The sequence below is a fragment of the Lysobacter sp. OAE881 genome, assembly GCF_040546665.1.
In the GTDB taxonomy this organism is placed as follows: Bacteria; Pseudomonadota; Gammaproteobacteria; order Xanthomonadales; family Xanthomonadaceae; genus Lysobacter_J; species Lysobacter_J soli.
The window spans coordinates 3,521,450-3,544,237 of the sequence record NZ_JBEPOG010000001.1 but is presented as its reverse complement, the minus strand read 5'-3'; the positions used below and the strand labels follow the sequence as shown (position 1 = coordinate 3,544,237).

At 66.7% G+C, this 22,788-nt stretch carries 16 protein-coding genes; 8 read left to right on the top strand and 8 right to left on the bottom strand.

Annotated elements, in window-relative coordinates; translation table 11 throughout:
• Positions 1–7 precede the first annotated feature (7 nt).
• The 5 genes from ABIE51_RS16305 to ABIE51_RS16285 all read left to right on the top strand — a co-directional run bounded on the left by ABIE51_RS16305 (position 8) and on the right by ABIE51_RS16285 (position 4,752).
• Positions 8–1,039 (top strand): hypothetical protein, encoded by a 1,032-nt coding sequence (locus ABIE51_RS16305; protein ID WP_192631481.1) that lies wholly within the window; start codon positions 8–10, stop codon positions 1,037–1,039.
• Positions 1,036–2,616, top strand: a complete 1,581-nt coding sequence (locus tag ABIE51_RS16300) for a tetratricopeptide repeat-containing sulfotransferase family protein (protein WP_192631480.1) — start codon at positions 1,036–1,038, stop codon at positions 2,614–2,616. Before ABIE51_RS16305 ends, ABIE51_RS16300 begins: the two co-directional genes overlap by 4 nt.
• A gap of 26 nt (positions 2,617–2,642) precedes the next feature.
• A complete protein-coding gene (locus ABIE51_RS16295; protein WP_232338446.1) occupies positions 2,643–3,245 on the top strand; it encodes an RNA polymerase sigma factor in 603 nt (200 codons plus the stop codon).
• A complete protein-coding gene (locus ABIE51_RS16290; protein WP_192631479.1) occupies positions 3,242–3,763 on the top strand; it encodes a hypothetical protein in 522 nt (173 codons plus the stop codon). Before ABIE51_RS16295 ends, ABIE51_RS16290 begins: the two co-directional genes overlap by 4 nt.
• Before the next feature lie 71 nt (positions 3,764–3,834).
• Positions 3,835–4,752 carry a DUF4097 family beta strand repeat-containing protein gene (locus ABIE51_RS16285; protein WP_181902841.1) on the top strand — a complete coding sequence of 306 codons (918 nt, stop codon included), beginning with the start codon at positions 3,835–3,837 and terminating at the stop codon, positions 4,750–4,752.
• 90 nt (positions 4,753–4,842) lie between these two features.
• On the opposite strand, the gene ABIE51_RS16280 is transcribed toward ABIE51_RS16285, so the two are convergent.
• The 6 genes from ABIE51_RS16280 to hslO all read right to left on the bottom strand — a co-directional run bounded on the left by ABIE51_RS16280 (position 4,843) and on the right by hslO (position 17,393).
• Positions 4,843–5,502, bottom strand: a complete 660-nt coding sequence (locus tag ABIE51_RS16280) for a TIGR02466 family protein (protein ID WP_192631478.1) — start codon at positions 5,500–5,502, stop codon at positions 4,843–4,845.
• Between the two features lie 109 nt (positions 5,503–5,611).
• Positions 5,612–8,629: a TonB-dependent receptor domain-containing protein gene (locus ABIE51_RS16275; RefSeq protein WP_192631477.1), complete on the bottom strand. Its 3,018-nt coding sequence runs from the start codon at positions 8,627–8,629 to the stop codon at positions 5,612–5,614.
• A gap of 231 nt (positions 8,630–8,860) precedes the next feature.
• A complete protein-coding gene (locus tag ABIE51_RS16270) occupies positions 8,861–11,917 on the bottom strand; it encodes a TonB-dependent receptor domain-containing protein (RefSeq protein ID WP_192631476.1) in 3,057 nt (1,018 codons plus the stop codon).
• Positions 11,918–12,255: 338 nt separating this feature from the next.
• Positions 12,256–15,231 (bottom strand): TonB-dependent receptor domain-containing protein, encoded by a 2,976-nt coding sequence (locus tag ABIE51_RS16265; protein WP_192631475.1) that lies wholly within the window; start codon positions 15,229–15,231, stop codon positions 12,256–12,258.
• A 276-nt stretch (positions 15,232–15,507) separates the two neighbouring features.
• On the bottom strand, positions 15,508–16,332 hold the full coding sequence (locus ABIE51_RS16260; protein ID WP_192631746.1) for an XOO1806 family protein: 825 nt from the start codon (positions 16,330–16,332) through the stop codon (positions 15,508–15,510).
• Between the two features lie 140 nt (positions 16,333–16,472).
• Positions 16,473–17,393, bottom strand: a complete 921-nt coding sequence (gene hslO, locus ABIE51_RS16255; RefSeq protein ID WP_192631474.1) for an Hsp33 family molecular chaperone HslO — start codon at positions 17,391–17,393, stop codon at positions 16,473–16,475.
• A 115-nt stretch (positions 17,394–17,508) separates the two neighbouring features.
• On the opposite strand from hslO, the gene mtgA reads away from it, so the two are divergent.
• From mtgA to ABIE51_RS16240, 3 genes are all read left to right on the top strand, one after another.
• On the top strand, positions 17,509–18,252 hold the full coding sequence (gene mtgA / locus ABIE51_RS16250) for a monofunctional biosynthetic peptidoglycan transglycosylase (RefSeq protein WP_354504899.1): 744 nt from the start codon (positions 17,509–17,511) through the stop codon (positions 18,250–18,252).
• 34 nt (positions 18,253–18,286) lie between these two features.
• Positions 18,287–19,300, top strand: a complete 1,014-nt coding sequence (locus ABIE51_RS16245) for a glycosyltransferase family 2 protein (RefSeq protein ID WP_192631473.1) — start codon at positions 18,287–18,289, stop codon at positions 19,298–19,300.
• A 114-nt stretch (positions 19,301–19,414) separates the two neighbouring features.
• Positions 19,415–19,843: a CBS domain-containing protein gene (locus ABIE51_RS16240; protein WP_115843552.1), complete on the top strand. Its 429-nt coding sequence runs from the start codon at positions 19,415–19,417 to the stop codon at positions 19,841–19,843.
• A 24-nt stretch (positions 19,844–19,867) separates the two neighbouring features.
• Here ABIE51_RS16240 and ABIE51_RS16235 read toward each other — a convergent pair whose 3' ends face one another.
• Positions 19,868–21,832: an AsmA family protein gene (locus tag ABIE51_RS16235; protein ID WP_354504525.1), complete on the bottom strand. Its 1,965-nt coding sequence runs from the start codon at positions 21,830–21,832 to the stop codon at positions 19,868–19,870.
• A 141-nt stretch (positions 21,833–21,973) separates the two neighbouring features.
• Positions 21,974–22,708 (bottom strand): PAQR family membrane homeostasis protein TrhA, encoded by a 735-nt coding sequence (gene trhA / locus ABIE51_RS16230; protein ID WP_115843366.1) that lies wholly within the window; start codon positions 22,706–22,708, stop codon positions 21,974–21,976.
• Between the last annotated feature and the right edge of the window lie 80 nt (positions 22,709–22,788).

Sequence of the window (22,788 nt, the reverse complement as noted above, 5' to 3'; positions counted from 1 at the left end):
AGGGCGCGTGGAGACGGCGAGCTTCGATGCAACGTTGCCGGTGCGCGCGACTGATGCGCGCTGGTTTCCCGTCGACCTTCACGTGCCGGAGCGTCGCTTCGACATGGCGACACTCGACGTCGAAGTGCTCGAACGCTCGACCTTCCTCGACACGCGACTGGACGCGACGCTCGCGTCGATCGAGCACGTGCCGGCCGACCGCTTCGCCGGTTTGCCGTCGCAGCGCGCGCCGGCCTGGCTGTTCCACACGTCGTTCTGCGGCTCGACGCTGCTCGCGCGCGCCGCGCACGTGCCCGATTTCCAGGTCGCGCTGAAGGAACCGCTGGTGCTGCGGCGCCTCGGCGATGCACGTCATTCGGGCTGGTCGATCGACGGCCTGTGCGACACGACGGTACGCCTGCTCTCGCGTCCGTGGACGCCCGATGGCAGCGTGCTGGTGAAGGCCACGCACGCGGCGCTCAACATCGCGCCGGACCTGCTGCGCGCGACGCCGGAAAGCCGCGCGGTGCTGCTGACCTCGACCCTGGACGATTTCCTCGTCTCCAACATCAAGAAAACCCCGGAAACGCAGGCAAAAGTACCGGAACTCGCCGAGCGCGCGCTGAGCGCCGGAACGCTCCACCAGCGCCTTCCGGCGCAGGCGTTGCAGCCGCCGGACCTGCTGTGCGCGGTCGCACTGCAATGGGCGGCACAGCGCGACCTGCTCGCCGGGCTCGTGCGCGATTTCGGCGAACGCGTGCGCGTGCTCGATTTCGCGACCCTCGCTGACGATCCCGAGAACGTCGTCGTCGCCTGCGCGCGCTGGTGGCGGATGCCATCGCCGGAAGACGCGCTGCGCCTTCGCGCGCGCGAGGTCGCCCACCGCAATGCGAAGGCGATGTCGGTGGAATACAGTGCGGAGCAACGCGCACGGGAAGCGCGCATGGTCCAGGAACGCTTCGGCGCTGAACTCGCACGCGCCCGCGACTGGGCGCAGCGCTTCGTGCTGCCGCACCTGGGATCGCCGCTGCCCATGCAACCGCCACGGGACTGGACATGAACGCCGCAACGCTCTGGCAGCGCGCCGAGACCTACGCGAAGCAGGGCCAATGGGCGGCCGCGCTGACCGCGTACGACGGCGTGCTCGAACACGATCCGGGCCACGTCATGGCGATGCTGCGTGCCTCCCGCATGGCGCTGTCGCTGGGGCGCTACCGCGATTCGCGCGAGTACGCCGTGCGCGCGCTCGCCGCGCGTCCGCAGGGCGACGAGGCCGTGCTCAACCTCGCGCGCGCGCTGCGGCTGTTCAACGAGCCTGCACTGCTGATGGAGTGCCTGGCGCATTCGCGCTGGCAGGAACGCCGCTCGGCGGCATGGCTCACCGAAGTGGCGATGCTCGTCAGCACCAGCGGCGAGAACGAACTGGCGATGCAACTGCTCGACCTGGCCGTGCAACGCGATCCTCGCCACGCGCCCGCGCGCTATTTCCGCGGCGTGGTGCACATGTTCTTCGGCCAGATGGAGCAGGCGGAAGACGAACTCGAACAGTGCGTCGCAATCCTGCCGACGTATGCGCAGGCGCATTGGGTGCTCTCGCGCCTGCGCAAGCAGACGCCTGAAAACAACCACGTCGCGCGCATGAAGGCGCTCATCCCGCGCGTCCCGGCCGGCAGCGAAAGCCGCGTGTACCTGGCCTACGCCGTGCACAACGAGGCGCACGACATCGGCGCGTACGACGAATCGTGGCAGGCGCTGGAACATGCCTGCCGCACCAAGCGCCAGCTGTCGCCGCACGACCGGACCGATGCGCGACGCATGTACGAAGGCCTGGCGAAGCTGTGCGACGCGGACTTCGTCGCGGCAGGCCAGCCGCATGCCGATGAGCCGGCGCCGTATCGCCCGGTGTTCGTGGTGGGTATGCACCGCTCCGGCAGCACGCTGCTGGAACAGTTGCTCGGCGGGCATCCGGACGTCACCGACGGCGGCGAGACGTATTCGTTCGCCTCGCAGATGCGCTACTTCGCCGACTACCGCAGCCGCGGCGTCCTCGACGCCGAACTCGTGCGCCGGGCGGACAAGGTCGATTACGCCGCGCTCGGACGTCGCTTCCTCGAACACACGGCGGCGCGCGCGAAGGGCAGGGCGGTGCTGACCGAAAAGCTCCCGTCGAACTTCCTGCACCTGGGTTTCATCGCCCGCGCGCTGCCGCATGCGCGGATCCTGCACACGGTGCGCGACCCGGTCGACACGTGTTTCTCGAACCTGCGCACGATGTTCTCCGACGTGAACACGTTCTCCTACGACCAGCGCGAGCTGGCCGAGTGGTACGGCCAGTACCGCGGCCTGATGGCGCACTGGCACGCGGTGATGCCGGGCCGGATCCTCGACGTGCGCTACGACGAGCTGGTGGCCGATCCGGAGGGCGTGATGCGCCGGGTCCTCGCCTTCTGCGAGCTGCCGTGGGACACGGCCGCGACCACGCTCGACCGCCCCGGCGCCGTGGCCACCGCCAGCAGCCCGCAGATGCGCGGGGGCATCATCAAGGACCGCAAGGCGGCCTGGGCCCCGTACGCCGACAGGCTGGGTCCGCTGCTCGAGGCCCTGGCGCCCTGGCGCGAGCCGCAGGCGTCCCCTTAAACCCGCGCCCCGTCCGGCGCATCCATATGGACATGCTGACCGTCGTGACCGAAAGCCTGACCGATGCCCCCGCCGTCCCGGACGACGGCAGCGAGGAACGCAGCCTCGTGTCGGCGGCCGCGCGCGGCGAGATGCGCGCCTTCGAGGCGCTGTATCGCCGCCATGCCGGGCGCGTCCACGGCGTCATCGCCCGCCTGGTCGGCGGCCACGGCGCCCGGGCGGAGGACCTGACGCAGGAAGCCTTCGTCCGCGCGTGGCAGGCGCTGCCGGCGTTCCGCTTCGAGTCGGCGTTCTCGACCTGGCTGCACCGGCTGGCCGTGAACACCGCACTGATGGAACTGCGCAGCCGCCGCAGCCGCCCGCAGGACGAGGGCGACTCGGACGAAGAAGTTTTCGACTTGATCGGCAGTGCCGATTCGGCGGGACATACCACCGCGCTGTCCATGGACCTGGAACGCGCCGTCGCCAGCCTGCCGCCGCGCGCCCGCGCGGTGCTGGTCCTGTACGACGTGGAAGGCTGGAAGCACGAGGAGATCGCCGCCGAACTCGGCATGGCGGTCGGCAGTTCGAAGGCGCAATTGCACCGCGCGCGCAACCTGCTGCGCGACCGGTTGGAGGCACACGCATGAACACGAACCACACCGAAAACACCGGTCGCGACGATCTCCCCGACGCGCTGCGCTGGCAGTTGCGGGCGATGCGCCGCGACGAAGCGCCCGAGCACGACCTCTGGGCCGGCATCGCCGAGCGCATCCAGGCGCAGCCGCGCCAGGTGCAGAAGCAGCGTCCGCGGTGGATCGCGCCGGTCGCGATGGCCGCTACCCTCGTGCTCGCCGTCGGCGTGGTCGGGCTGTGGCGCAGCGGTGGCGAAGGCCCGGCGCTTCCCGGCAACGCGACCGCGCAGCGCGACACGCTCGTGCAGCTGGAAGCGCAGGGCATGCGCCGCCAGTACCAGGCCGCGATGATCGAAGTCGGTACGGGCCGGCCGCCGGCGGAACTGCAGCCGGCGTTCGACGAACTCGACCGCAACGCCGCGCTGATCCTCGATGCGCTGGCGCACGATCCGAACTCGCGCCTGCTGCTCGAACAGCTTCGCAAGACCTACGCACGGCGCCTCGCACTGGCGCAACGCGTCGCCTACGCATGACCGGTGCCATCCAGATGCCGCCGACCACTTTCACCACCCAAGAACCGAAGCCTGATTCCCGGAGAACGTCCATGACCCGCGCCCACATCCAACGCCTCGCATTCGGCCTGGCCCTGCTGACGGCGCACGGCGCCTTCGCCGCCACGCCGATCAACGAGTCGCGTCCGCTGGACCCGCGTGGCCGGGTCGAGATCGAGAACGTCAAGGGCAGCGTCGAAGTGCGCGCCTGGGACAAGCCCGAAGTGAAGATCGAAGGCAGCCTCGGCGAAGGCGTCGAGCGCCTTGAGATCGACGGCGACCGCGAACACCTCAGCATCCGCGTGAAGTACCCCAACCGCAGCGGCATGGGTGTGTTCGGCGGCGGCGACAAGAGCGAGCCGACCGACCTGCGCCTGATGGTGCCGATCCGCGCCGACCTCGACATCGACGTGGTCTCCGCCGACGTCAACGTCGAAGGCGTCGCGTCGAACGAGTTGTCCATCGACTCGGTCAGCGGCGAGGTGACCGTCGCCGCCGCGCCGCGCGAAGCCGACTTCGACAGCGTCAGCGGCGACCTGATGCTCACCGTCAACTCCAGCCGCGTCAGCGCCGAAACGGTGAGCGGCGACCTCAACCTGCGCGGCCGCCTCGACGGCGAGGTGCGCGTGGAAACCGTGTCGGGCCGCGTCGACGTGAGCACGCTCAACACGCGCGTGCAGAAGCTGTCCGGCTCCACGGTGTCGGGCGACATCCGCATCAACACCGCGCTGGCGAACAACGGACGCGTCACGCTGGAAACCGTCAGCGGCGACCTCGACCTCACGCTGCCGAAGAACCTGTCGGCGAACGTGCGCGGCGAAAGCTTCAGCGGCGACCTGGCCGCACCGGGCGCGCAGATCAATCGTCCGAAGCATGGTCCGGGTTCGAGCTTCGACCACCGCTACGGGAACGGCGATGGCGACGTGTCGATCGAAAGCTTCTCGGGAGATGCGACGCTTCGCCTGGAATGAGTGCGTCGAGGCAGGTGCGAAAAAGGCAAAAAAGCCGCCTTTTTGGCGGCTTTTTTGATCCTTGGTGCACCAGAAGCAGTGCGCGCGAGCTCAGCCGTTTTTCATCCCGAACCAGCAATTGAACGCGATGGTGATGCGTTCGTCGTCGCCGAAGAACGGCATCACTTCGTGCTGCAACCATGACGGGAACAACACGAGTTGCCCCGCCTGGAAGCGGACGTTCCACGTGCCGTGGTGATACGGAGCACGCAGGCGTGCGTTGCCGGCGTCGAGGAAGTAGTTGCTGTAATGATGCGGATTGTGGAAGCGCAGCACGCCCGAATCGGGGCGATCAGCCGGCGTGGTGCCCGGATCCACGCAGTACACGCCGGACCACGAGGCCATCGGATGCGTGTGGTTGATGGTGAAGCCGCCGTTGCGCGTTACGTGGAACCACGTGTGCGAGAAGATCTGCAGCCGCTTCATTTCATCGGCGCTGTAGCCGTTCAGGTCGGCGATCGTGCGGCCGAGCACGGACCAGCAGAACTGGCGAAGTTGCTGGATGCACGCGTCCGGCCAGGCGAACAGGTTGAAGTCGCTCTCGAACACGCCCGGCTGCTGCTGCAGCGATGGATTCGGATTTGCGTAGCGCGCGCCCTCGGCTTCGCGCGACAGGATCAAGGCCCGCAGTTGCGGATTGAGCGCGGCGGCGTCGGGCAGCATGTCCTGCGCGAAGGGGACCGAAAAGACGGGGCTGATCTCGAAGCTCATGCGATCGCTGCGGCGCGTTGGGAATGCCGAGTTTAGCCCGGTCGGCGCATCCCGGATAAAGCGGCGGCCCCTTGCGGGGCCGCTGCGAATGAACCTTCGCGGGGAAGGATCAGAACTTCTGCGAATACCGGAAGTAGAAGAAGCGTCCCGGCACGTCGTACTGCGGATCGAACGAGTTGGCGAAGGCGGTGTACGCGATCGGCGGGTTCTTGTCGAAGATGTTGTTGATGCCGACGGTCACCTTCGCATTCCACGGCGCGTTCCAGTAGAGGCTCGCGTCATGGAAGGTCGAGGCGCCCACATGGTGCTCGTTCGCCGCGACGACGGTGAAGTCGTCGCCGCCGGCCGTACCGTCCCAGGTGCCGTTGCCGTTGGCATCGGTCGGGATGCTGCGGAAGCGGTCGGTGGTGGTGCAGAGCCAACCGTAGCCGTAGTCCTCGAAGGTCTGGCAAGGCTCGGTCTGGTCGGAGTAGTAGCGCACGTTCCACGTCGCGCCCCAGTCGCCCTTTTCCCAGCGTGCCGCGAGGTTCGAACGGATGCGCCAGTAGTTGAGCAGGTTCGGACCGTCGTATTCGCCGACGAGGTTGCCGCCTTCGTTCGCCGCCATCGCCGAACCGATCGCGGGCTCCTTGAAGATGTCCTCGCCGTAGATGCCGTCGCCGTCGTTGTCGTTGAGGAATTCCGACAGATAGGTCGTGTCCCACGTGAAGCTGAACTTGCCCCACGAGTTCTCGGGCAGGCGATAGCTCACCGTCATGTCCCAGCCTTCGACCTTCGTGCCGCCGATGTTGGTCGTGGTGTTGAGCAGGGTGAGGATTTCGCCACCGGGCTGGCGGCTGTACAGATCGCAGGTCGCGCCGGTGCCGCCGGAGTCGATGCACTGCTGGATGATCGCGGTCGCGCCGACGGTGGTGATGGCGTCCTCGATCTTGATCTTCCACCAGTCCAGCGAAACGTCGAGTCCTTCGACGAAGCTCGGGCTGTAGACCAGGCCGGCCGTGGTCGATTCGGCCTTCTCGGGCAGCAGGTTCGGATTGCCGCCGACGGTGATGCGGATCTGCGTGTTGTTCTGCGCGTAGCCGCCCGCGGGTACGCCTTCGGCCTGGCAGCGTGCCTGCGCCGGCGGCGTCTGGTTGCCGAAGTTGGCCTGGTTGCAGGGATCGCTGACCTGCGGGAACGAGTCGGCCTGGCCGGCGAACAGTTCGGCGATCGACGGCGCGCGGAAACCTTCGGACCAGTTGCCGCGGACCAGCAGGTCTTCGATCGGCTTCCAGCGGAAACCGAACTTGCTGTTGAGCGTGTCGCCGAAGTTGCTGTAGTCGGAATAACGCGTGGCGACCGAGAAATCCAGCAGCTTCGCGCCGGGCACGTCGGCGAGCACCGGGATGGCGAGTTCGAGGTACGCCTCGTCCACGTCATAGCCACCGTTGGTGGCGGTGCGTGCATTGCCGGTGGTGTTGCCGGAGTTGATCAGCGCATCGGGCGAGTCGTAGCCCTCCTCGGTACGGTGTTCGAGGCCGACCGAGAATCCGAGCGGGCCGCCGGGCAGGTCGAACAGGTCGCCGCCGATGTTGGCGTAGTAGGTCTTCTGCGTGTAGCTGTACTCGTCGTGCGCGACGAAGGTCGCGTAGTCGAGCATGTCCTGCGTCAGGCTACCCACGCCGCCGAGCATGTTCATCGGCACGCAGCCGGCGATCGGCGAGTCGGGAGTTCCGCAGGTCGGCACGCCTTCGTCATCGATGAACGACGGCCCCAGCGCGTTGCCCAGCGCGATCACGTTGAACAGGCCGTTGGTCGTGTTGTTCGCCTTGTTGCGACCGTAGAAATAGCCCGCTTCCCAGTCGTAGTACTTGTCGGCGAAGTTCAGCGTGCCCTCGAAGCCGGCGTTCATCGCGAAGGTGCGCACGTCCTGGCTGAAGCGACGACCGCCGGTTTCCACTGCACGGCGCTGCACCCAGTCGATGTCCTCGCCGAACGGGTTGTAGATGCTGTCGGCACTGATGACGACGTTGCCGGCGTTGGTGCCGGTGACCGGCACGCCCAGCGTGATCGGCATCGCCGCCAGCAACTGTTCGGATTGCCGTTCGTTGTAGGTAAGCGTCGTCTTGAAGCGTACGTTGTCGGTGATGTCCACCGACGCGTTGCCGAAGACCGACCGACGTTCCTGCGGGGTCAGCAGGTAGTTGTCCGGCGCGAAGTTGTAGATGTCGGCACCGGTGAAGTTGCGCCAGTTCGCCGCGCCTGCGCCCGGATCGTAGGTGAAGCTGCCAGGCGTGCCGTTCGGACGGCAACGCGTGGCGGTGTCGGGATCGGTCGGGTCCGTGAAGCACTCACCGAAGCGCACCGAGAAGTTGCCGTTCGGCGTCGTCGAGCTGCCGCCCAGCGCCGCACCGGTGGTGTAGATCGGCTCCTTGGAGATGTAGCGGTCGCCCGCCATCACCGGATCTTCCTTGACGTAGCCGAAGCCCAGCATCACCGCGAATCGGTCGGACGTGCTGCCGATGGTGAAGTCGTACGACTGGCGGAATCCGTCGCCCTTGTCGAACTGGCCGATGTAGGCGTTGGCTTCGGCGCCTTCGAAGTTCTGGCGCAGGATGATGTTGACCACGCCTGCGATCGCATCGGAACCGTAGATCGCCGAGGCGCCATCCTTCAGCACTTCGACGCGTTCGACGGCCGCGGTCGGGATCGAGTTGAGGTCGACCTGGCCACCCAGGCCGGTGCCGGATGCGCCGCCGACCCACCGGCGTCCGTTGACCAGCACCAGCGTCCGGTTCGCGCCGAGGTTGCGCAGGCTGACGCCGGTGTCGCCGTTGCCGCCGTTGTTGAAGGTCGTGTTGAGCGTGGAACCGTTGGCGGTGATGTTCTGGATCACGTCGCCGACGGAAGTGAGGCCCTGCGCGGTGATGTCATCGCGACTGAGCGAGAAGATCGGCTGCGAAGTCTCGATGTCGGCGCGCTTGATGCGCGAACCGGTGACTTCGATGCGGTCGAGGGTGGTCGCTTCCTGGGCGGGGGCGGGAGCAGGGTCCTGGGCCTGTGCTGCGCCGATGCCGGCCGCAGTCGTGGTGCCCAGTGCGAGCGTTACGCGAATTGCGTCCCGGAGCTTTGTTGTCTTCAAGATCATCGCTCTCTCCAAGTCGGTCTAAGTTGTTCCCATGGGAACCACGCCGGGCGGAGCAAACAACCACGCCAAGTCCGGCAAGGTCGGGCCCGATGGTAGACCCGCGGAGCGAATACTTAAAGTGTTGTTAATCTTCAACAGTCTGAACGGGCATTGTTTCATTCTTGAAACGCCCACAAAAAAACACGGCCCCTTTCGGGGCCGTGTTCGTGGTGCAAGTGCCGTTGGTACCGATCAGAACTTCTGCGAGTAGCGGAAGTAGAAGAACTGGCCCGGCAGCTCGTACTGCGGATCGAACGTGTTGGCGAACGCGTTGAGCACGATCGGCGGGTTCTTGTCGAACAGGTTGTTGATGCCGACCGTGACGCGGGCGTTCCACGGCGCGTTCCAGTACACGCTCACGTCGTGGTACGTCGTGGCGCCGATGTGGTGCTGCGATTCCTTGATCGAGGTGATCGAATCGCCGCCGGCCGTACCGTCCCACACGCCGTTGTTGTTGGCGTCGGTCGGGATGCCGATGAAACGGTCGGTTTCCGTGCACAGGTAGCCGAAGCCGTATTCCTCGAAGCCCGGATCGCACACCTCGTCCTGCGACGAGTAGTAGCGGACGTTCCAGGTCGCGCCCCAGTCGCCCATCTCCCAACGGGTCGACAGGTTGGAGCGGATGCGCCACTTGTTGTCGTTCTGCGCGTACTCGCCGACCAGGTTGCCGCCTTCGTTGTAGTTCAGCGGCTGGCCGATCGCCGGAGCCTGCTGCTCGTCTTCGCCGAAGATGCCATCGCCGTCGACGTCGTCCTTCTGTTCGGCCAGGTACGTGGTATCCCACGTGAAGCTGAACTTGCCCCACGCGGTTTCCGGCAGACGGTAGCCGACGGTCAGGTCGTAGCCTTCCACCTTCGTACCACCGATGTTGGTGGTGGTGTTGAGCAGCGTCAGGATGTTGCCGTCGGGCTGGCGGGTGTACAGACCGCAGGTCGGGCCGGTGCCGCCGGAATCGACGCACTGCTCGATGATGGTCTGGCCACCGATCGTGGTGATCGCGTCATCCAGCTTGATCTTCCACCAGTCCAGCGAGACGTCGAGGCCTTCGACGTAGCTCGGGCTGTAGACGAAACCGAAGGTCGTGGTTTCGGCCTTCTCCGGCTGCAGGTTCGGGTTGCCGCCGACGGTGATGCGGATCTGCTGGCTGTCCTGGCGGTAGCCGCCGGCCGGAACGCCCTCGGCGCGGCAACGCGCCTGCGCCTGCGGCGCGAGCGTGTTGTAGTTGGCCGTGTTGCAGGGATCGCTCAGGCTCGGGAACGAGTCGGCCTGGCCCGAGAACAGCTCGGCGATCGACGGAGCGCGGAAGCCCTCCGACCAGTTGCCGCGGACCAGCAGGTCCTCGATCGGCTTCCAGCGGAAACCGAACTTGCTGTTGAGCGTGTCGCCGAAGTTCGAGTAGTCGGAGTAGCGCGTGGCCACCGAGAAGTCGAGCAACTTCGCGCCCGGCACGTCGGCCAGCACCGGGATGGCCAGTTCGAGGTAGGCCTCGTCCAGGTCGTACGCACCCGCCGTGGCGGTGCGGGCGTTACCCGTCGTGCTGCCCGAATTGATCAGCGCGTCCGGCGAGTCGTAGCCTTCTTCAGTGCGGTGTTCCAGGCCGAACGAGAAGCCCAGCGGGCCGCCCGGCAGCGCGAACAGGTCGCCGCTGATGTTGGCGTAGTAGGACTGCTGGGTGTAGCTGTACTCGTCGTGCGCGGTGAACGTCGAGTAGTCCAGCATTTCCTGCGTGATGCCGCCGACGCCGCCGAGGAAGTTCATCGGCACGCAGCCGCTGACCACGGTCGCTGCAGAGGTGCCGCAACGCAGGGTGCCATCGGCGTCGCGGAACGACGGGCCGAGGGCGCTACGCAGCGCTTCGACGTTGAACAGGCCGTAGGTCGTGTTGTTGGCCTTGTTCTGGCCGCGGAAATAGCCCGCTTCCCAGTCGAAGTACTTCTCGGCGAAGTTCAGCGTGCCTTCGAAACCGGCGGACATCGCGAACGTGCGCACGTCCTGGTTGAAGGAGCGACCGCCCGTCTCCGTCGTACGACGGCTGATGCGGGTGATGTCCTCGCCGAACGGGTTGTAGGCGTTGTCCGCATCGATGACGACCGAACCCGAGCGGGTGCCGGCGACCGGCTGGCCGAGCGTGACCGGCATCGCCGCGAGCAGCTGCTCGGAGACGCGCTCGTTGTAGGTCATCGTGGTCTTGAAGCGGATGTCGTCGGTGATGTCCACCGACGCATTGCCGAAGACCGAGCGACGTTCCTGCGGCGTCAGCAGGTAGTTCTCGGGAGCGAAGTTGTACGCGTCCTGGCCCGGGACGTACGGACGGGCGGGCGTGCCGGCGCCGTCGTAGGTCAGCGTGCCCGGGACGCAGAGCGCCGAACCCGGCAGCTTGGCGCCGCGCGCCACGCGTGCGCGGGTGCCGGTGTTGGTGGTCGTCAGATTGCCGGCGGCGGTGACGTACAGCGGAGCACCCGCGGCGTTGACGCGATCGCAGCCTTCGCCCGCACCGAAGCGGCCGTTCGGGCTGGTGCCCGAGCCGAAGAAGTTGCCGGTGGTGTAGGTCGGCTCCTTCGAGATGTAACGGTCGCCGGCCATGACCGGCTCTTCCTTGACGTAGCCGTAGCCCAGCATCGCCGAGAAGCGGTCGCCGCTCGTGCCGATGATGAAGTCGTAGGCTTGACGCGTACCGTCGCCCTTGTCGAACTGGCCGATGTACGCGTTGGCTTCGGCGCCTTCGAAGTTCTGGCGCAGGATCACGTTCACCACGCCGGCGATGGCGTCCGAACCGTAGATCGTCGACGCGCCGTCCTTCAGCACTTCGATGCGCTCGACCGCGGCGGTCGGGATCGTGTTGAGGTCGACCGCGCCGCCCAGGCCCGTACCACCGACCCAGCGACGACCGTTCACCAGCACCAGCGTGCGGTTCGAACCGAGGTTGCGCAGGTTGACGCGCGTCTCGCCGTTACCGCCGTTGTTGTAGGTGCTGTTGAGCGTCGAACCGTTGGCGGTGATGTTCTGGATCACATCGCCGACGGAGGTCAGGCCCTGCGCCGTGATGTCGTCGCGGCTGAGCGAGAAGATCGGCTGGGACGTTTCGATGTCTGCGCGCTTGATGCGCGAACCCGTCACCTCGATGCGATCGAGGGTCGTGGCTTTCTCGCCTTCCTGGGCGAAGGCGACGCCGGTGCCGGCCGCCGCGGTGGTGCCCACGGCGAGCGCGAAGGTAATCGCGTCGCGGAGCTGGGTGGTCTTCAAGGTCATCTCTCTCTCCGAAAAACTCAGGTGGTACTTCCCATGGGGCCCAGCCGACGGAGTCAAATCAGACGCCAAAAGCGGCAAGGCTTAACCCGATCCTAACCCCCTCAACAGAAAAGTGAAAGAGACGTTAACGACCGGTTATCGGATCGTGACAACCCGATGTTGCGCCCCGGAAAGCCTGAATCGGCACAGGAAAAGGGCCCGGCCAAACCCGGCGTACGGGGGAGCCGATTCGACCCGTCGGCGTCCCGAAACGGCGGCGGGGCAATCCCGACGGCGTCGATCAGGCAAAAAAAAGCGGCCCCTTTCGGGGCCGCTCGATTACTCCATCCGGGGATGGATCAGAAGCGCTGCTGGTACTTCATGTAGATGAAACGGCCGATGTCGAACTGGCCCTGGTAGGACACGTTCGCGCTCGGCTGGCTGTACAGCACCGGACCGACATGGTCGAACACGTTGTTGGCACCCAGTGCCACCGTGGCGTTCCACGGCGCCTTCCAACGCACTTCCAGGTCGTGGAAGGTGTTGGAGCCCACTTCGTTGATCGGACGCGCCTGCGCCGGCACCGGATTGGCCGCGGCGAACTCCGGATTCGAGCACTCATCCGGGAACAGCGCCGCCGAGAGGCAGGTTTCCTTCTGGCTGGAGTAGTAACGCGCACCCCAGGTGGCGCTCCACATGCCCATGTCCCACGTCAGGCTGGCGTTGGAACGGATGCGGAAGGTGCCCAGGAAGCCCGGCGAGGTCGCGTAACCCACCAGCTGCTGCGGCGGCGTCGCCGGGTTCGTGTCGGTCTTGATCTCGTCGCGGCTGGTGTAGGTCGTCTGCCACGAAAGATTGTAGGTACCGAAACGATCGGTCGGCAGGCGATAACCCAGATCCAGGTCGTAGCCTTCCGCTTCGCGGTAACCGGCGTTGATGCCGGTGAAGGACAGCGTGTCGACGAAACCACGCGCAGCCTCGCGGGTGAACGAACTGCAGCGCGTCAGGTCGTTCTGGATGTAGCAGTCATTGAGCATCTGCGTGGGCGTGTCGGCCACGATGGTGTCGTCGATGCGGATCTTCCACCAGTCGAGACTGACGTTCAGGCCCTGCACGAACTCCGGGCTCCACACGACGCCCAGCGTCTTGGACTCGGACGTTTCCGGAATCAGGTTCGGGTTGGAACCGGAGAAGAACGGAACCGGCGTCTGCGAGTTCGTGCCACCGGCCGTCACGAAGCCCTGTGCCAGCTGGCGGTAGGTGTTCGGATCCGGCACGCGCGGGCGGTCGGACGAACCGCACGCCGCGCGCACGGCCGGCTGGTTGGCCGCCGCACCGAAGCTGGTATCGCAGGGGTCGGTGAAGAACGAGAACGTCTGCGAGCCGCCACCGTACAGATCGTTGATCGTCGGTGCGCGGAAGCCCTCGGCGTAGGTGCCGCGGAACAGCAGCGAGTCAAGCGGCTTCCACTTGAAGCCGAACTTGCTGTTGACCGTATCGCCGAAGGTGTCGTAGTCCGAGTAACGGCTGGCGACGTTGAAGCTCAGCTCCTTCGCGCCCGGCAGGTCGGCCAGCACGGGGATGAAGAGTTCGGCGTAGACCTCGTCAACCGTGTAGCTGCCCTGCGTCGGGCCGCCGGCCAGCGTCGTCGAGTTGCCGGTCACGGCCTGCGCATCCGGGATGAAGCGACCTTCTTCCTTACGGTTTTCGTAACCGACGGCGACACCCAGGTCGCCCCCCGGCAACGTGGCGACCGAGCCGCTGATGTTCGCCGAGTACACCGTCGTCTCGGTTTCACCCGACGAGTTCAGGCGCTGGAACAGCCAGTCCTGCAGGGCCTGGTTGCCGGTCAGGCCGCCGTCGCCCACGCGACCGTACGGGATGAACGGATTCCACGGCACGCAGCCGACGACCACCGCACCCGGCGCGCCGCACTTGACGACGCCATCGGTGTCCAGGAACGACGGGCCGACCGCCTGACGCGTGCGATCGATGTTGAGGTTGCCGTAGTTTTCCTGGGTGACCTTGTTGTTGTTGTAGAGGTAGTTGACGTCCCAGTCGAAGATCCGGTCGGCGACGCCGAAGCTGCCTTCGATCGCGCTGGAGAAGCGCCACGTGGTCGAGGTCGGCTTGTCCACGCGCGGCACTTCCCACGTACGGCGCCAGAAATTGACGTCCTGCGGGGTCGCAAAACCCTGGTCCACGCCGACCGGGTTGTAGTAGCTGTCACGCGACATGCGGAAGCCGCCCGGGACCGGGCCGGCCGTCGCGCTCTGGAACGGATAGCCTGCGACCTGGCGCTCGGCGGTGCGGTCGGTGTACAGCACGTCACCGCGGAAACGCACGTTCTCGGTGATGTCGAACAGGCCGTTGACGAACAGCGACTTGCTTTCCAGCGGCGTGCGAAGGTGCGTCTGCTGGTTGGTGTTGCTCTTGTCGACGGTCGAACCGTTCGGGTCGGCCGCGGTGGTGCCGGTGTTGGTGTTGAGCGCGTGGTAGTTGGCGAGGCTGCGCCAGTCGCCGCCCTCGTTGAGCACGCGGTTGCCGCCCAGGCTGGCCGGCAGGTTGATCACGCCCCACTGGCTCACCGTCGTCCAGTTGCGCGTGGGGTGGCGGTCGCTCTGCGGGTACGCCGAGTACGGACGATCGCGCGCGAAGACTTCCTCTTCCTTGCGGTATTCGACCGCAGCGGTGATCGAGCCGCGATCACCGGTGAAGCCCAGGATGCCCGACGCGCGCGTGGTCTCGCCGTCGCCTTCGCTGTACTGGCCGTAGTACGCATCGACCGTGGCGCCTTCGAAGTTCGAGCGCGTGATGATGTTCACCACGCCGGCGATGGCGTCGGAACCGTAGATCGACGAGGCGCCGTCCTTCAGCACTTCGACGCGTTCGACGGCTACGGTGGGGATGAGCGACACGTCCTGGTTGCCGCTGGTGCTGATGCCCAGGCGCTTGCCGTTGACCAGGATCAGCGTGCGCTGCGTACCCATGTTGCGCATGCTGATGAACTGGCCGCCGACGTTCTCGCCCGCGGTCAGCGGGGAGGCGCGGCTGATGGCCGGGGCGCCGACTGCGGAAATGTTCTGCAGGATGTCGGCGACCGACTGGAAGCCCTGCTGTTCGATGTCCGCGCGGGTGATGGTCAGGACCGGCGCTTCGGTCTCGATGTCGACCTGGCGGATGCGCGAGCCGGTGACCTCGATGCGATCGAGCGTGGTGGTCTGCTGCGGGGTGGTGTCCTGTGCGAAGGCGACGCCGGTACCGGCGATCGCCGTGGTGCCGACCGCGAGCGAATAGACAATCGCGTCGCGGAGCGGGGTGGTCTTCAAGTTCATCTCTCTCTCCAAGCGTGAGTCGATGGATCCCATGGGACCTGGCCGGTGGCGTCAAACAGAACGCCAAAAACGGCAAGGCAACCCGATCCTAACCAGCTTGCGCGAGAAGTGAAAGTGTCGTTAATACGCAGTTTTGAACACGTGAAACCGTACGCCTTGGTACTGCGGCGTATGGAGTCGACACCCGGCGACCCAAACGCAAAACGGCCGCGCTGGGTGCGCGGCCGTCATGGGTTGATACGGGATCAGGGGCGATGCGCCGCGGCTGATATGGCGTCAGAGATCTTGCTCGTACCGGACGTAGGGCACCGTGCCTTCGTCCTTGTCGACGTTCTCCGGCGCGAACGGATTCTTGCCGCGAGTCACGAGGTTCTCTGCACCGACCGTGAGCTGTCCGCTCCACGGCGTGCGCCAGGTCAGGCCGACGCCGAGGCCTTCCCACTGGCCAGGTTCGCCTGGGGTGTCGACCACGCGGCCGACGATGTTCGCGCTGAAATTGCCCATGCCGGCGCCGACGGTAAGGCTGTGGCTGCTCCAACGATCGGCCAGCGCAGGCATTTCGCCGGCGGGGATGAGCTTCGCCCGCGCCCAGGTGCCACCGATCGATACCGTGGCTTCGCGGCCGATGTTCTTCTGGCCGTAGACGGTGAGGGTGTTCTGGTCGACCTTGCTGAACTTCGCGTTCGGGCTCAGCCAGGCGGGCAGGGTGTCGCGCCCGGTGCCGAGCGCCAGGCCGACCTTGCCGCCGGCGCGGCTCAGGCTTGCGCCAAGCGTGCCGGTACGGGCCGCGGTGCGATCGTCGTCCTCGTCGAGCGAGGCGAGTGCGCAATGGTTGGCGAGGTTGCCGATGGCGCCGGCCAGGCCGGTCTTGCGATCGCAGACCAGGCCGAGCGTGTCGCCTGCTTCCAGGCCGAAGGCCGCATCGAGCGTGTTGCTGCCCACGCGCCAGCGGGCGCCTGCGACGGGCGCGCCGGTAGGTTCGAGCTGCAGGAGGTATTCGAGCTTGCCGCTGCTCTGGTTCCAGACCGGCAGGTAGGTCGTATCCGCGGCCGTGGTGCGGGACTGCGCGTGCACGCCTGCCGCCACGCCAATGGCGAGCATCAGGGTCAACGGCAGTCGAAGCAGGCGCGTGTTCATGTCTTGGATACGACCGGTTTGACCGGGCGGAGTTCCCCTCTCCTGAGGACCGCGACTATAGACCGTTTATGTTTATTTAACAATTCCCCGGGGCGTCCGGACGGTCACTGGACCCTGTCCGGGGCCGCCAGTTCCGTCGTTGCCACGGTGAACAAGCTAGCGATTTCCTCTGCGTCGAAACGGTAACTCTGTCCGCAAAACTCGCAACGGATCTCGGCGGCGCCACCGGCCGCCTCGACGGCCGCCTCCGCCTCGGCCTGGCCGAGGGAGACGAGCATCGACTCCACCCGCTCGCGCGAACACGAGCATGCGAAGCGAAGCGGCTTTTGCCCCAGCACCTGCACCCCGTCCTCGTGGAACAGTCGGGTCAGCAGGTCATCCGCGGACCATTCCAGCAGCTCGCGCGTGGTGAGCGTGTCGAACAGCGCACCCACCCGCGACCAGCCGTCGTCGTCGCCATGATCCCCCGGCAGCTTCTGCAACATCAGCCCCGCGGCCTGCCGTTCGTCGGCGGCGAGCAGGAGCCTCGTCGGCAACTGCTCGGACTGGCGGAAGTAGTCCTCGAAGGCGCCGGCGAGCGAGTCCGACTCCAGCGACACCAGGCCCTGGTAGCGCATGGGTTCGCGTCCATCGAGCGACGGGTTCTCGATGGTGATGGCCAGCAGCGCGCCTTCGCCGAGGTCGCGCAGGTCGCGCGAAACGGTCCCGGCGTCCTCATCGACCTGCGCGATGCCGCGCAAGGTGCCGGCGGCGGTGCACTCGGCAAACAGGGTGCGCAGGGCGCCATGGCCCCGCAGCTGCACCGACAGCCGGCCGTCGACCTTGGCGTGGCCGGTGAATGCAGCCGCTGCGACGAGCGCCTCGCCGAGCAGTTCGGCCGCGGCCTGCGGGTACTCGGCGCGTTCGCGGACCTGCGTCCACGTATCGGCCAGGTGCACGCGCACGCCGCGTACGCCGGCGGTCTCGATGAGGAAGCGGGTCAACTGGTCGCGGTCGCCGACGGGCGCGGTATCGGTCTGGGGCATGCGGAACTCGTGCGGTTGGCGCGCGTCGTTGGAATAATGCGCGCGGTCGTGTGAAGAGGCGTCAAGTTTGAAAAGTCGACACCACCATGGGGACGGAGCATCGCCCGTGCAAGAGTTGGACGCCGCGGCATCGCCGGCGCACGGGCGCGCGTTGCCGCGCCGACGCCGTCGCTGGCTGCGCTGGTTGATCGCGCTTCCGCTTGCGGCGCTGGTGCTGAGCGTGGTGCAGGTGGCGACGCTGCGCTTCGTCGATCCGCCCTTCAGTGCCTTCATGGTTTGGCGCCAGCTGGAAGCCTGGGGCGATGGCGACTGGTCGTTCCGCATCGCGCACGACTGGCGTGACCTGGACGACATCTCGCCCTATGTGCCGCTGGCGGTGATCGCCTCGGAAGACCAGACCTTCGCCGAGCACTACGGCTTCGACCTCAAGGCCATCGAGCGCGCGCGCAAGAACAACGAGCGCGGCCGCAAGGTGCGCGGCGGCAGCACCATCAGCCAGCAGACGGCGAAGAACCTGTTCCTGTGGAGCGGACGCAGCTGGGTGCGCAAGGGCATCGAGGCCTGGTACACCGTGCTGATCGAGACGATGTGGCCCAAGCACCGCATCGTCGAGGTGTACGTCAACGTCGCCGAGTTCGGTGACGGGGTGTACGGCGCGCAGGCCGCCGCGCGCACGTACTTCCGGAAGGACGCCGCGCGGCTCACCGCAGCAGAGGCCGCCCGCATGGCCGCCGTGCTGCCGAGCCCGCGTCGCTACAGCATCGCGAAGCCCGGTCCATATGTGCAGCGGCGTGCTCAGGCGATCCAGCGGCAGATGCGATACATGGGCGGCACCGGATACCTGCAGCGCCTCGAATGAGCTCCAGCTCCCGATCACCCAGTACCATCCCGCCATGACCGCCGAACGCCTCACGATCGTCATTGCCGCCTTCAACGAGGCCGACAGCCTGCCGGTGCTGCACCCGCGCATCGAGGCGCAGCTCGACGCGCTCGCGCGCGACGGCGTCGACGCGCAGGTGCTGTATGTCGACGACGGCAGCCGCGACGCGACCTGGCAGGTGATGCAGCACCTCGCGGCGGCCGATCGCCGGATCGCACTGCTGCGCCTGTCGCGCAATTTCGGCAAGGAGCTGGCGCTGACCGCGGGACTGGACCGCGTGGACGAAGGGGCCGCGCTGATCCTCGACGCCGACGGGCAGGATCCGCCGGAACTGATTCCGCAATTCGTCGCCAAGTGGCGCGAAGGCTACGATGACATCCACGGCACGCGCATGGAGCGCGAAGGCGAAAGGTGGCTCAAGCGCGTCACCGCCCACGCGTTCTATCGCGTGATCGGCGCGCTTTCGAAGACGCCGATTCCCGCCGACACCGGTGATTTCCGCTTGCTCTCGGCCCGCGCGCTGCATGCATTGCAGCAGCTGCGCGAACGCCATCGCTTCATGAAGGGCCTGTTCGGCTGGGTCGGCTACAACCGCGTCGCGATTCCTTATCACCGCGACCCGCGCATGGCCGGCAGCAGCAAGTTCAATTTCTGGCGCCTGTGGAACCTCGCGCTGGAAGGCATCACCAGCTTTTCCACTGCCCCGTTGCGACTGGCCACGTATCTGGGCCTGCTGACCGCGCTGGTCGCCTTCCTCTATGGCGTGGCGATCATCGTCAAGGCACTGCTGTGGGGCGATCCCGTGGCCGGCTGGCCGACGATGATGTCGGTGATCCTCTTCCTCGGCGGGGTACAGCTGATCGCGCTGGGCGTGATCGGCGAGTATCTCGGTCGCCTCTACGACGAATCCAAGCAACGCCCGCTCTATCTGGTGGACAGCTGGCAGCCGGCGTCTCCCGCCCGGCCGGCGCACGCGGCCGGCGAGGGCGATCGCGTGCAGCGGCTGCACGGTTCGGCGGTGGACTGAGCGGGCTTCGACACACGTCGGATCGGGGTCCCGTCGCGCGTTCACGCCTTCGCATGCGTTGACGTCGCGCTGGAGTATGCTCGGCCGCAAGCCCCCAGGAACATGGAGTCGGCCATGCGCACCGTGCGGCAACTGCTGGAAGCCAAGGCGCCGGAAGTGTTCGCGATCGGCCCGGACGCGCCCGTCATCGACGCGATCCGCCTCATGGCCGAAAAGCGCATTGGTGCGGTACTGGTGCTCGAGGGCGGACGGCTGGTAGGCATTCTTTCCGAACGCGATTACGCCCGGAAGATCGTGCTGCAGGGCCGCTCCTCGGCCGACACACCGGTGCGCACCATCATGACGGCCGAAGTGATCAGCATCGGCCTGGACGACACCACCGATCGCTGCATGCAGATCGTGACCGACCGCCGCATCCGCCACCTGCCGGTCGTGCACAACGGGCAGGTGCTTGGCGTGGTGTCGATCGGCGACCTCGTGAAGGCGGTGATCGAAGACCAGCAACTCGAACTGGACCAGCTGCAGCGCTACATCGCCAGCTGACGCGAGCGATACGGCGGCCGGGACCTACTTCGCGTACTTGCCGCCGCAACCGGAGTCTTCGCCCGGACCCAGTTCCAGCGTCGCCAGCAACGCCGCCGGCGGCGTGATCGTCGCCAACGTCAGCGCGATCGCGCCACGCAGGCCGACCTTCGCCAGGTCCGGATGCACCGCAGGCTTCTTGAACGTGCCATCCACGCGCAGCGGCGTGCGGAAGGCGAGCAGGCTGCGGTCCTTCGGACGCGGCCGGATCGTGAGATCGAGCTTCTCGTCGCGCAGGTTCACCGTGCCGGAGCCGATGAGGATCGTATCGCTAGTATCGAAGGCGAGCGAGCGCGTGGTCATCAAGCCGTCGTCGACGCCGAAGTCTGCGAACGCGCAGCGCACGGGGATCTGCTTGTCGCCGCCGAGCTTGAACTTGATGATCTCGGCCAGGTCGATGCCGGCCATCTCCATCAACAGGTTGCTGATGCGGCCCTGTCCCATGCCGACGGCGATGTTGCCGTCGCTGCTGCCGAGCATCGCGGCGATGGAATTGCCGGTGCCTTCGATGCCGACCTTGCCGCTGATCTTGCCGATCGCGTTCTGCGTGATCTCGACCTTGGGCAGCAGCTTGCCGAGGTTCAATCCGGCGATGTCCGCATCGGCTCGCGTGCGGATCGTGTCGGTGCGCGCGTCCATGCGGATGCGCGAGCGGATGTCGCCTTCGGCCACGCCGAAATTGAGCGGGTCGAGCTTGAGCATGCCGCCTTCGAGCAGCAGGTGCGCGTCCATGTCGTCCAGCGGCAGGCTGGGCGCGTTGATGCGCATCGCGCGCAGGCGGACGTCGGCATCCATCGCGCGCAGCTTAGTGAGGTTGTACGGCGTCTGCGGCAGCAGGCGCGCGCTCGCATCCTGCTGCGCCGCATCCTTGTCCTGCTCGGCGTTGGCGGTCTCGCCGCGACCGGTCTGTGGCGTGCCGCCGACGAAACCGGCGAGGTCGTCGAAGTCCAGGCGGCGCGAGGTCAGGTCCGCGCGCAGGTACGGGCGCTTGCCGGAGGTGTCGACGCTCGCATCGCCGTGCATGTCGCTGTCGCCGATGCGGCCATCGAACTTGCGGTAATGCCAGACCTCGCCCTCGCGGCTGAAGCGCCCGTCGAGCGAGTACGGCGGCGTGTGTGGAATCGCCAGGCCGAGCAGCGGATACAGATCGCCCAGGTCGCGTCCCGACAGCTTCATCTGCAGGTCGAACCCGCGAAGGCGGAGCGGATCGAGCAGCGTGCCGCGCGCATGTGCGTGCGTCGCGCCAGCGGAGGCGCGCACGTTGATGCGGTATGGGGCCGTGCGATCGCGCAGCAACAGCGGCGAAGCGGCATTGCCCTGCAGGACGAACCGGTTGTTCTGCCACAGGCCGCCGCCCACCACGGACACCGGCGCGGAGGCATCGCGCGCGGCCTTGTGCTGGCTGCTGACGCCGACTCGGATGTCGGTGCGGTTGGGTGCATCGAGGAACTGCACGAAGCCCCGCTGGATATCGACGCGACGGAATTGCACGTCGGTGTCGCCTCCCTTCTTGCCGAAGATCCAGTTGCCGTCGCCGCCTTTCGGGTTGGTCTCCAGCAGCAGGCGCGGGTTGTCGAGCCGGATCAGCGGCAGCAACACCTGGCGACGCAGCAATGGCCACAGTGCGATGCCTATTTCGGCGCGGTCGGCGGTTGCCATCTGCGGCGCGCGCGACCATTCGGCGTTACCGAAGCTGACCTTTTCGGCGGACACGACCGGCGTCCAGCCCAGGTCGACATCGAGGTTCCCGCCGATGTGGAACTCACGGCCGGTGCGCGCCTTGACCTGGCGTTCGACCGGGCCCTTGAACCAGTTCCAGTCCCAGATCGCGATGAGGATGGCGACGAGCACCGCCACGATCGCCAGTGCCGTCATTACCGGATGGCGATGCGGCCACGCGCGGCCGTTCGCGTCTTCCCGTCCCGCTGCGTGTGCGCTGCGCCAGGACATGCGTCACGCGCGCGCGCCGCAGCGCACGCGAAGCTCGGGAATGAATGGGAGACGCAATCGGTTCACTGCACGCTTCCGCAAGGATCGCCCCCACCATCGGCGGCGCGCGGTAAAGCGAAAGTGAATGCGTTCGCGAGCAGTTCAGGTCGGAAGCAGGGTTCCGGGCGTGACGACCTGCGCCATCACGGCAACGTAATGGCACACGCTTCCTGCGACGACGAACAGATGCCAGATCGCGTGCGAGTACGGCAGCGACGGCCGGTGGTAGAACACCGTGCCCAGCGTATAGAAGAGGCCGCCACCGAACAGCCAGCCGATGGTCCAGCCGTCGAGCGCGCCGATCAGCGGCTTGATCGCGACCAGCACCAGCCAGCCCATGGCGATGTAGATGCCGGTCGACAGCAACTTGAAGCGCCCGGTGAAGAACAGCTTGAACACGACGCCCGCCAGCGCCAGCGTCCAGATTGCCGCGAACAGGCCCCAGCCCCACGGCCCGCGCAGCCCTATGAGCGTGAAGGGCGTGTAGGTGCCCGCGATCAGCAGGTAGATCGCGCAGTGATCCACCACCTTCAGGCGGGCCTTGGCGACCGGATGCTGGATCGCGTGGTACAGCGTGGACGCGAGGTAGAGCGCCAGCAGGCAAATGCCGAATACGATCGCGCTGCCCAGTTGCCAGCCGTCGCCGAACAGCGCGGCGAGGGTGATCAGGACCGCGCCGCCGGCGAGCGCGGCGGTCGCGCCCAGGCCGTGGGTCAGCGCGTTGACCAGTTCCTCGCGGACCGAATGCGGCTCGTCCGCCGCGGAAGGCCGCGCGGAGGGCGCAATGGGCGGCTCGACAGGAGCGGAGCCGTCATGGACGGAGCGTGCGGGGGGCATGGTTCGAGCATCCTAGCGCAGGCTGGAGTATTTGCTCTGATGTGGGCCGTTCCTTTCGCCCGGGCTGTGACGCGGCGCGC

Excerpts from the sequence above, each read along its gene's own strand:
- ABIE51_RS16285 (WP_181902841.1), top strand. The coding sequence starts at position 3,835 with ATGACCCGCGCCCACATCCAACGCCTCGCATTCGGCCTGGCCCTGCTG.
- ABIE51_RS16240 (WP_115843552.1), top strand. The coding sequence starts at position 19,415 with ATGCGCACCGTGCGGCAACTGCTGGAAGCCAAGGCGCCGGAAGTGTTC.
- ABIE51_RS16235 (WP_354504525.1), bottom strand. The coding sequence starts at position 21,832 with ATGTCCTGGCGCAGCGCACACGCAGCGGGACGGGAAGACGCGAACGGC.
- trhA (WP_115843366.1), bottom strand. The coding sequence starts at position 22,708 with ATGCCCCCCGCACGCTCCGTCCATGACGGCTCCGCTCCTGTCGAGCCG.
- ABIE51_RS16295 (WP_232338446.1), top strand. The coding sequence starts at position 2,643 with ATGGACATGCTGACCGTCGTGACCGAAAGCCTGACCGATGCCCCCGCC.
- ABIE51_RS16300 (WP_192631480.1), top strand. The coding sequence starts at position 1,036 with ATGAACGCCGCAACGCTCTGGCAGCGCGCCGAGACCTACGCGAAGCAG.
- ABIE51_RS16290 (WP_192631479.1), top strand. The coding sequence starts at position 3,242 with ATGAACACGAACCACACCGAAAACACCGGTCGCGACGATCTCCCCGAC.
- ABIE51_RS16280 (WP_192631478.1), bottom strand. The coding sequence starts at position 5,502 with ATGAGCTTCGAGATCAGCCCCGTCTTTTCGGTCCCCTTCGCGCAGGAC.
- ABIE51_RS16275 (WP_192631477.1), bottom strand. The coding sequence starts at position 8,629 with ATGATCTTGAAGACAACAAAGCTCCGGGACGCAATTCGCGTAACGCTC.
- ABIE51_RS16245 (WP_192631473.1), top strand. The coding sequence starts at position 18,287 with ATGACCGCCGAACGCCTCACGATCGTCATTGCCGCCTTCAACGAGGCC.
- ABIE51_RS16270 (WP_192631476.1), bottom strand. The coding sequence starts at position 11,917 with ATGACCTTGAAGACCACCCAGCTCCGCGACGCGATTACCTTCGCGCTC.
- ABIE51_RS16265 (WP_192631475.1), bottom strand. The coding sequence starts at position 15,231 with ATGAACTTGAAGACCACCCCGCTCCGCGACGCGATTGTCTATTCGCTC.
- ABIE51_RS16260 (WP_192631746.1), bottom strand. The coding sequence starts at position 16,332 with ATGCTCGCCATTGGCGTGGCGGCAGGCGTGCACGCGCAGTCCCGCACC.
- hslO (WP_192631474.1), bottom strand. The coding sequence starts at position 17,393 with ATGCCCCAGACCGATACCGCGCCCGTCGGCGACCGCGACCAGTTGACC.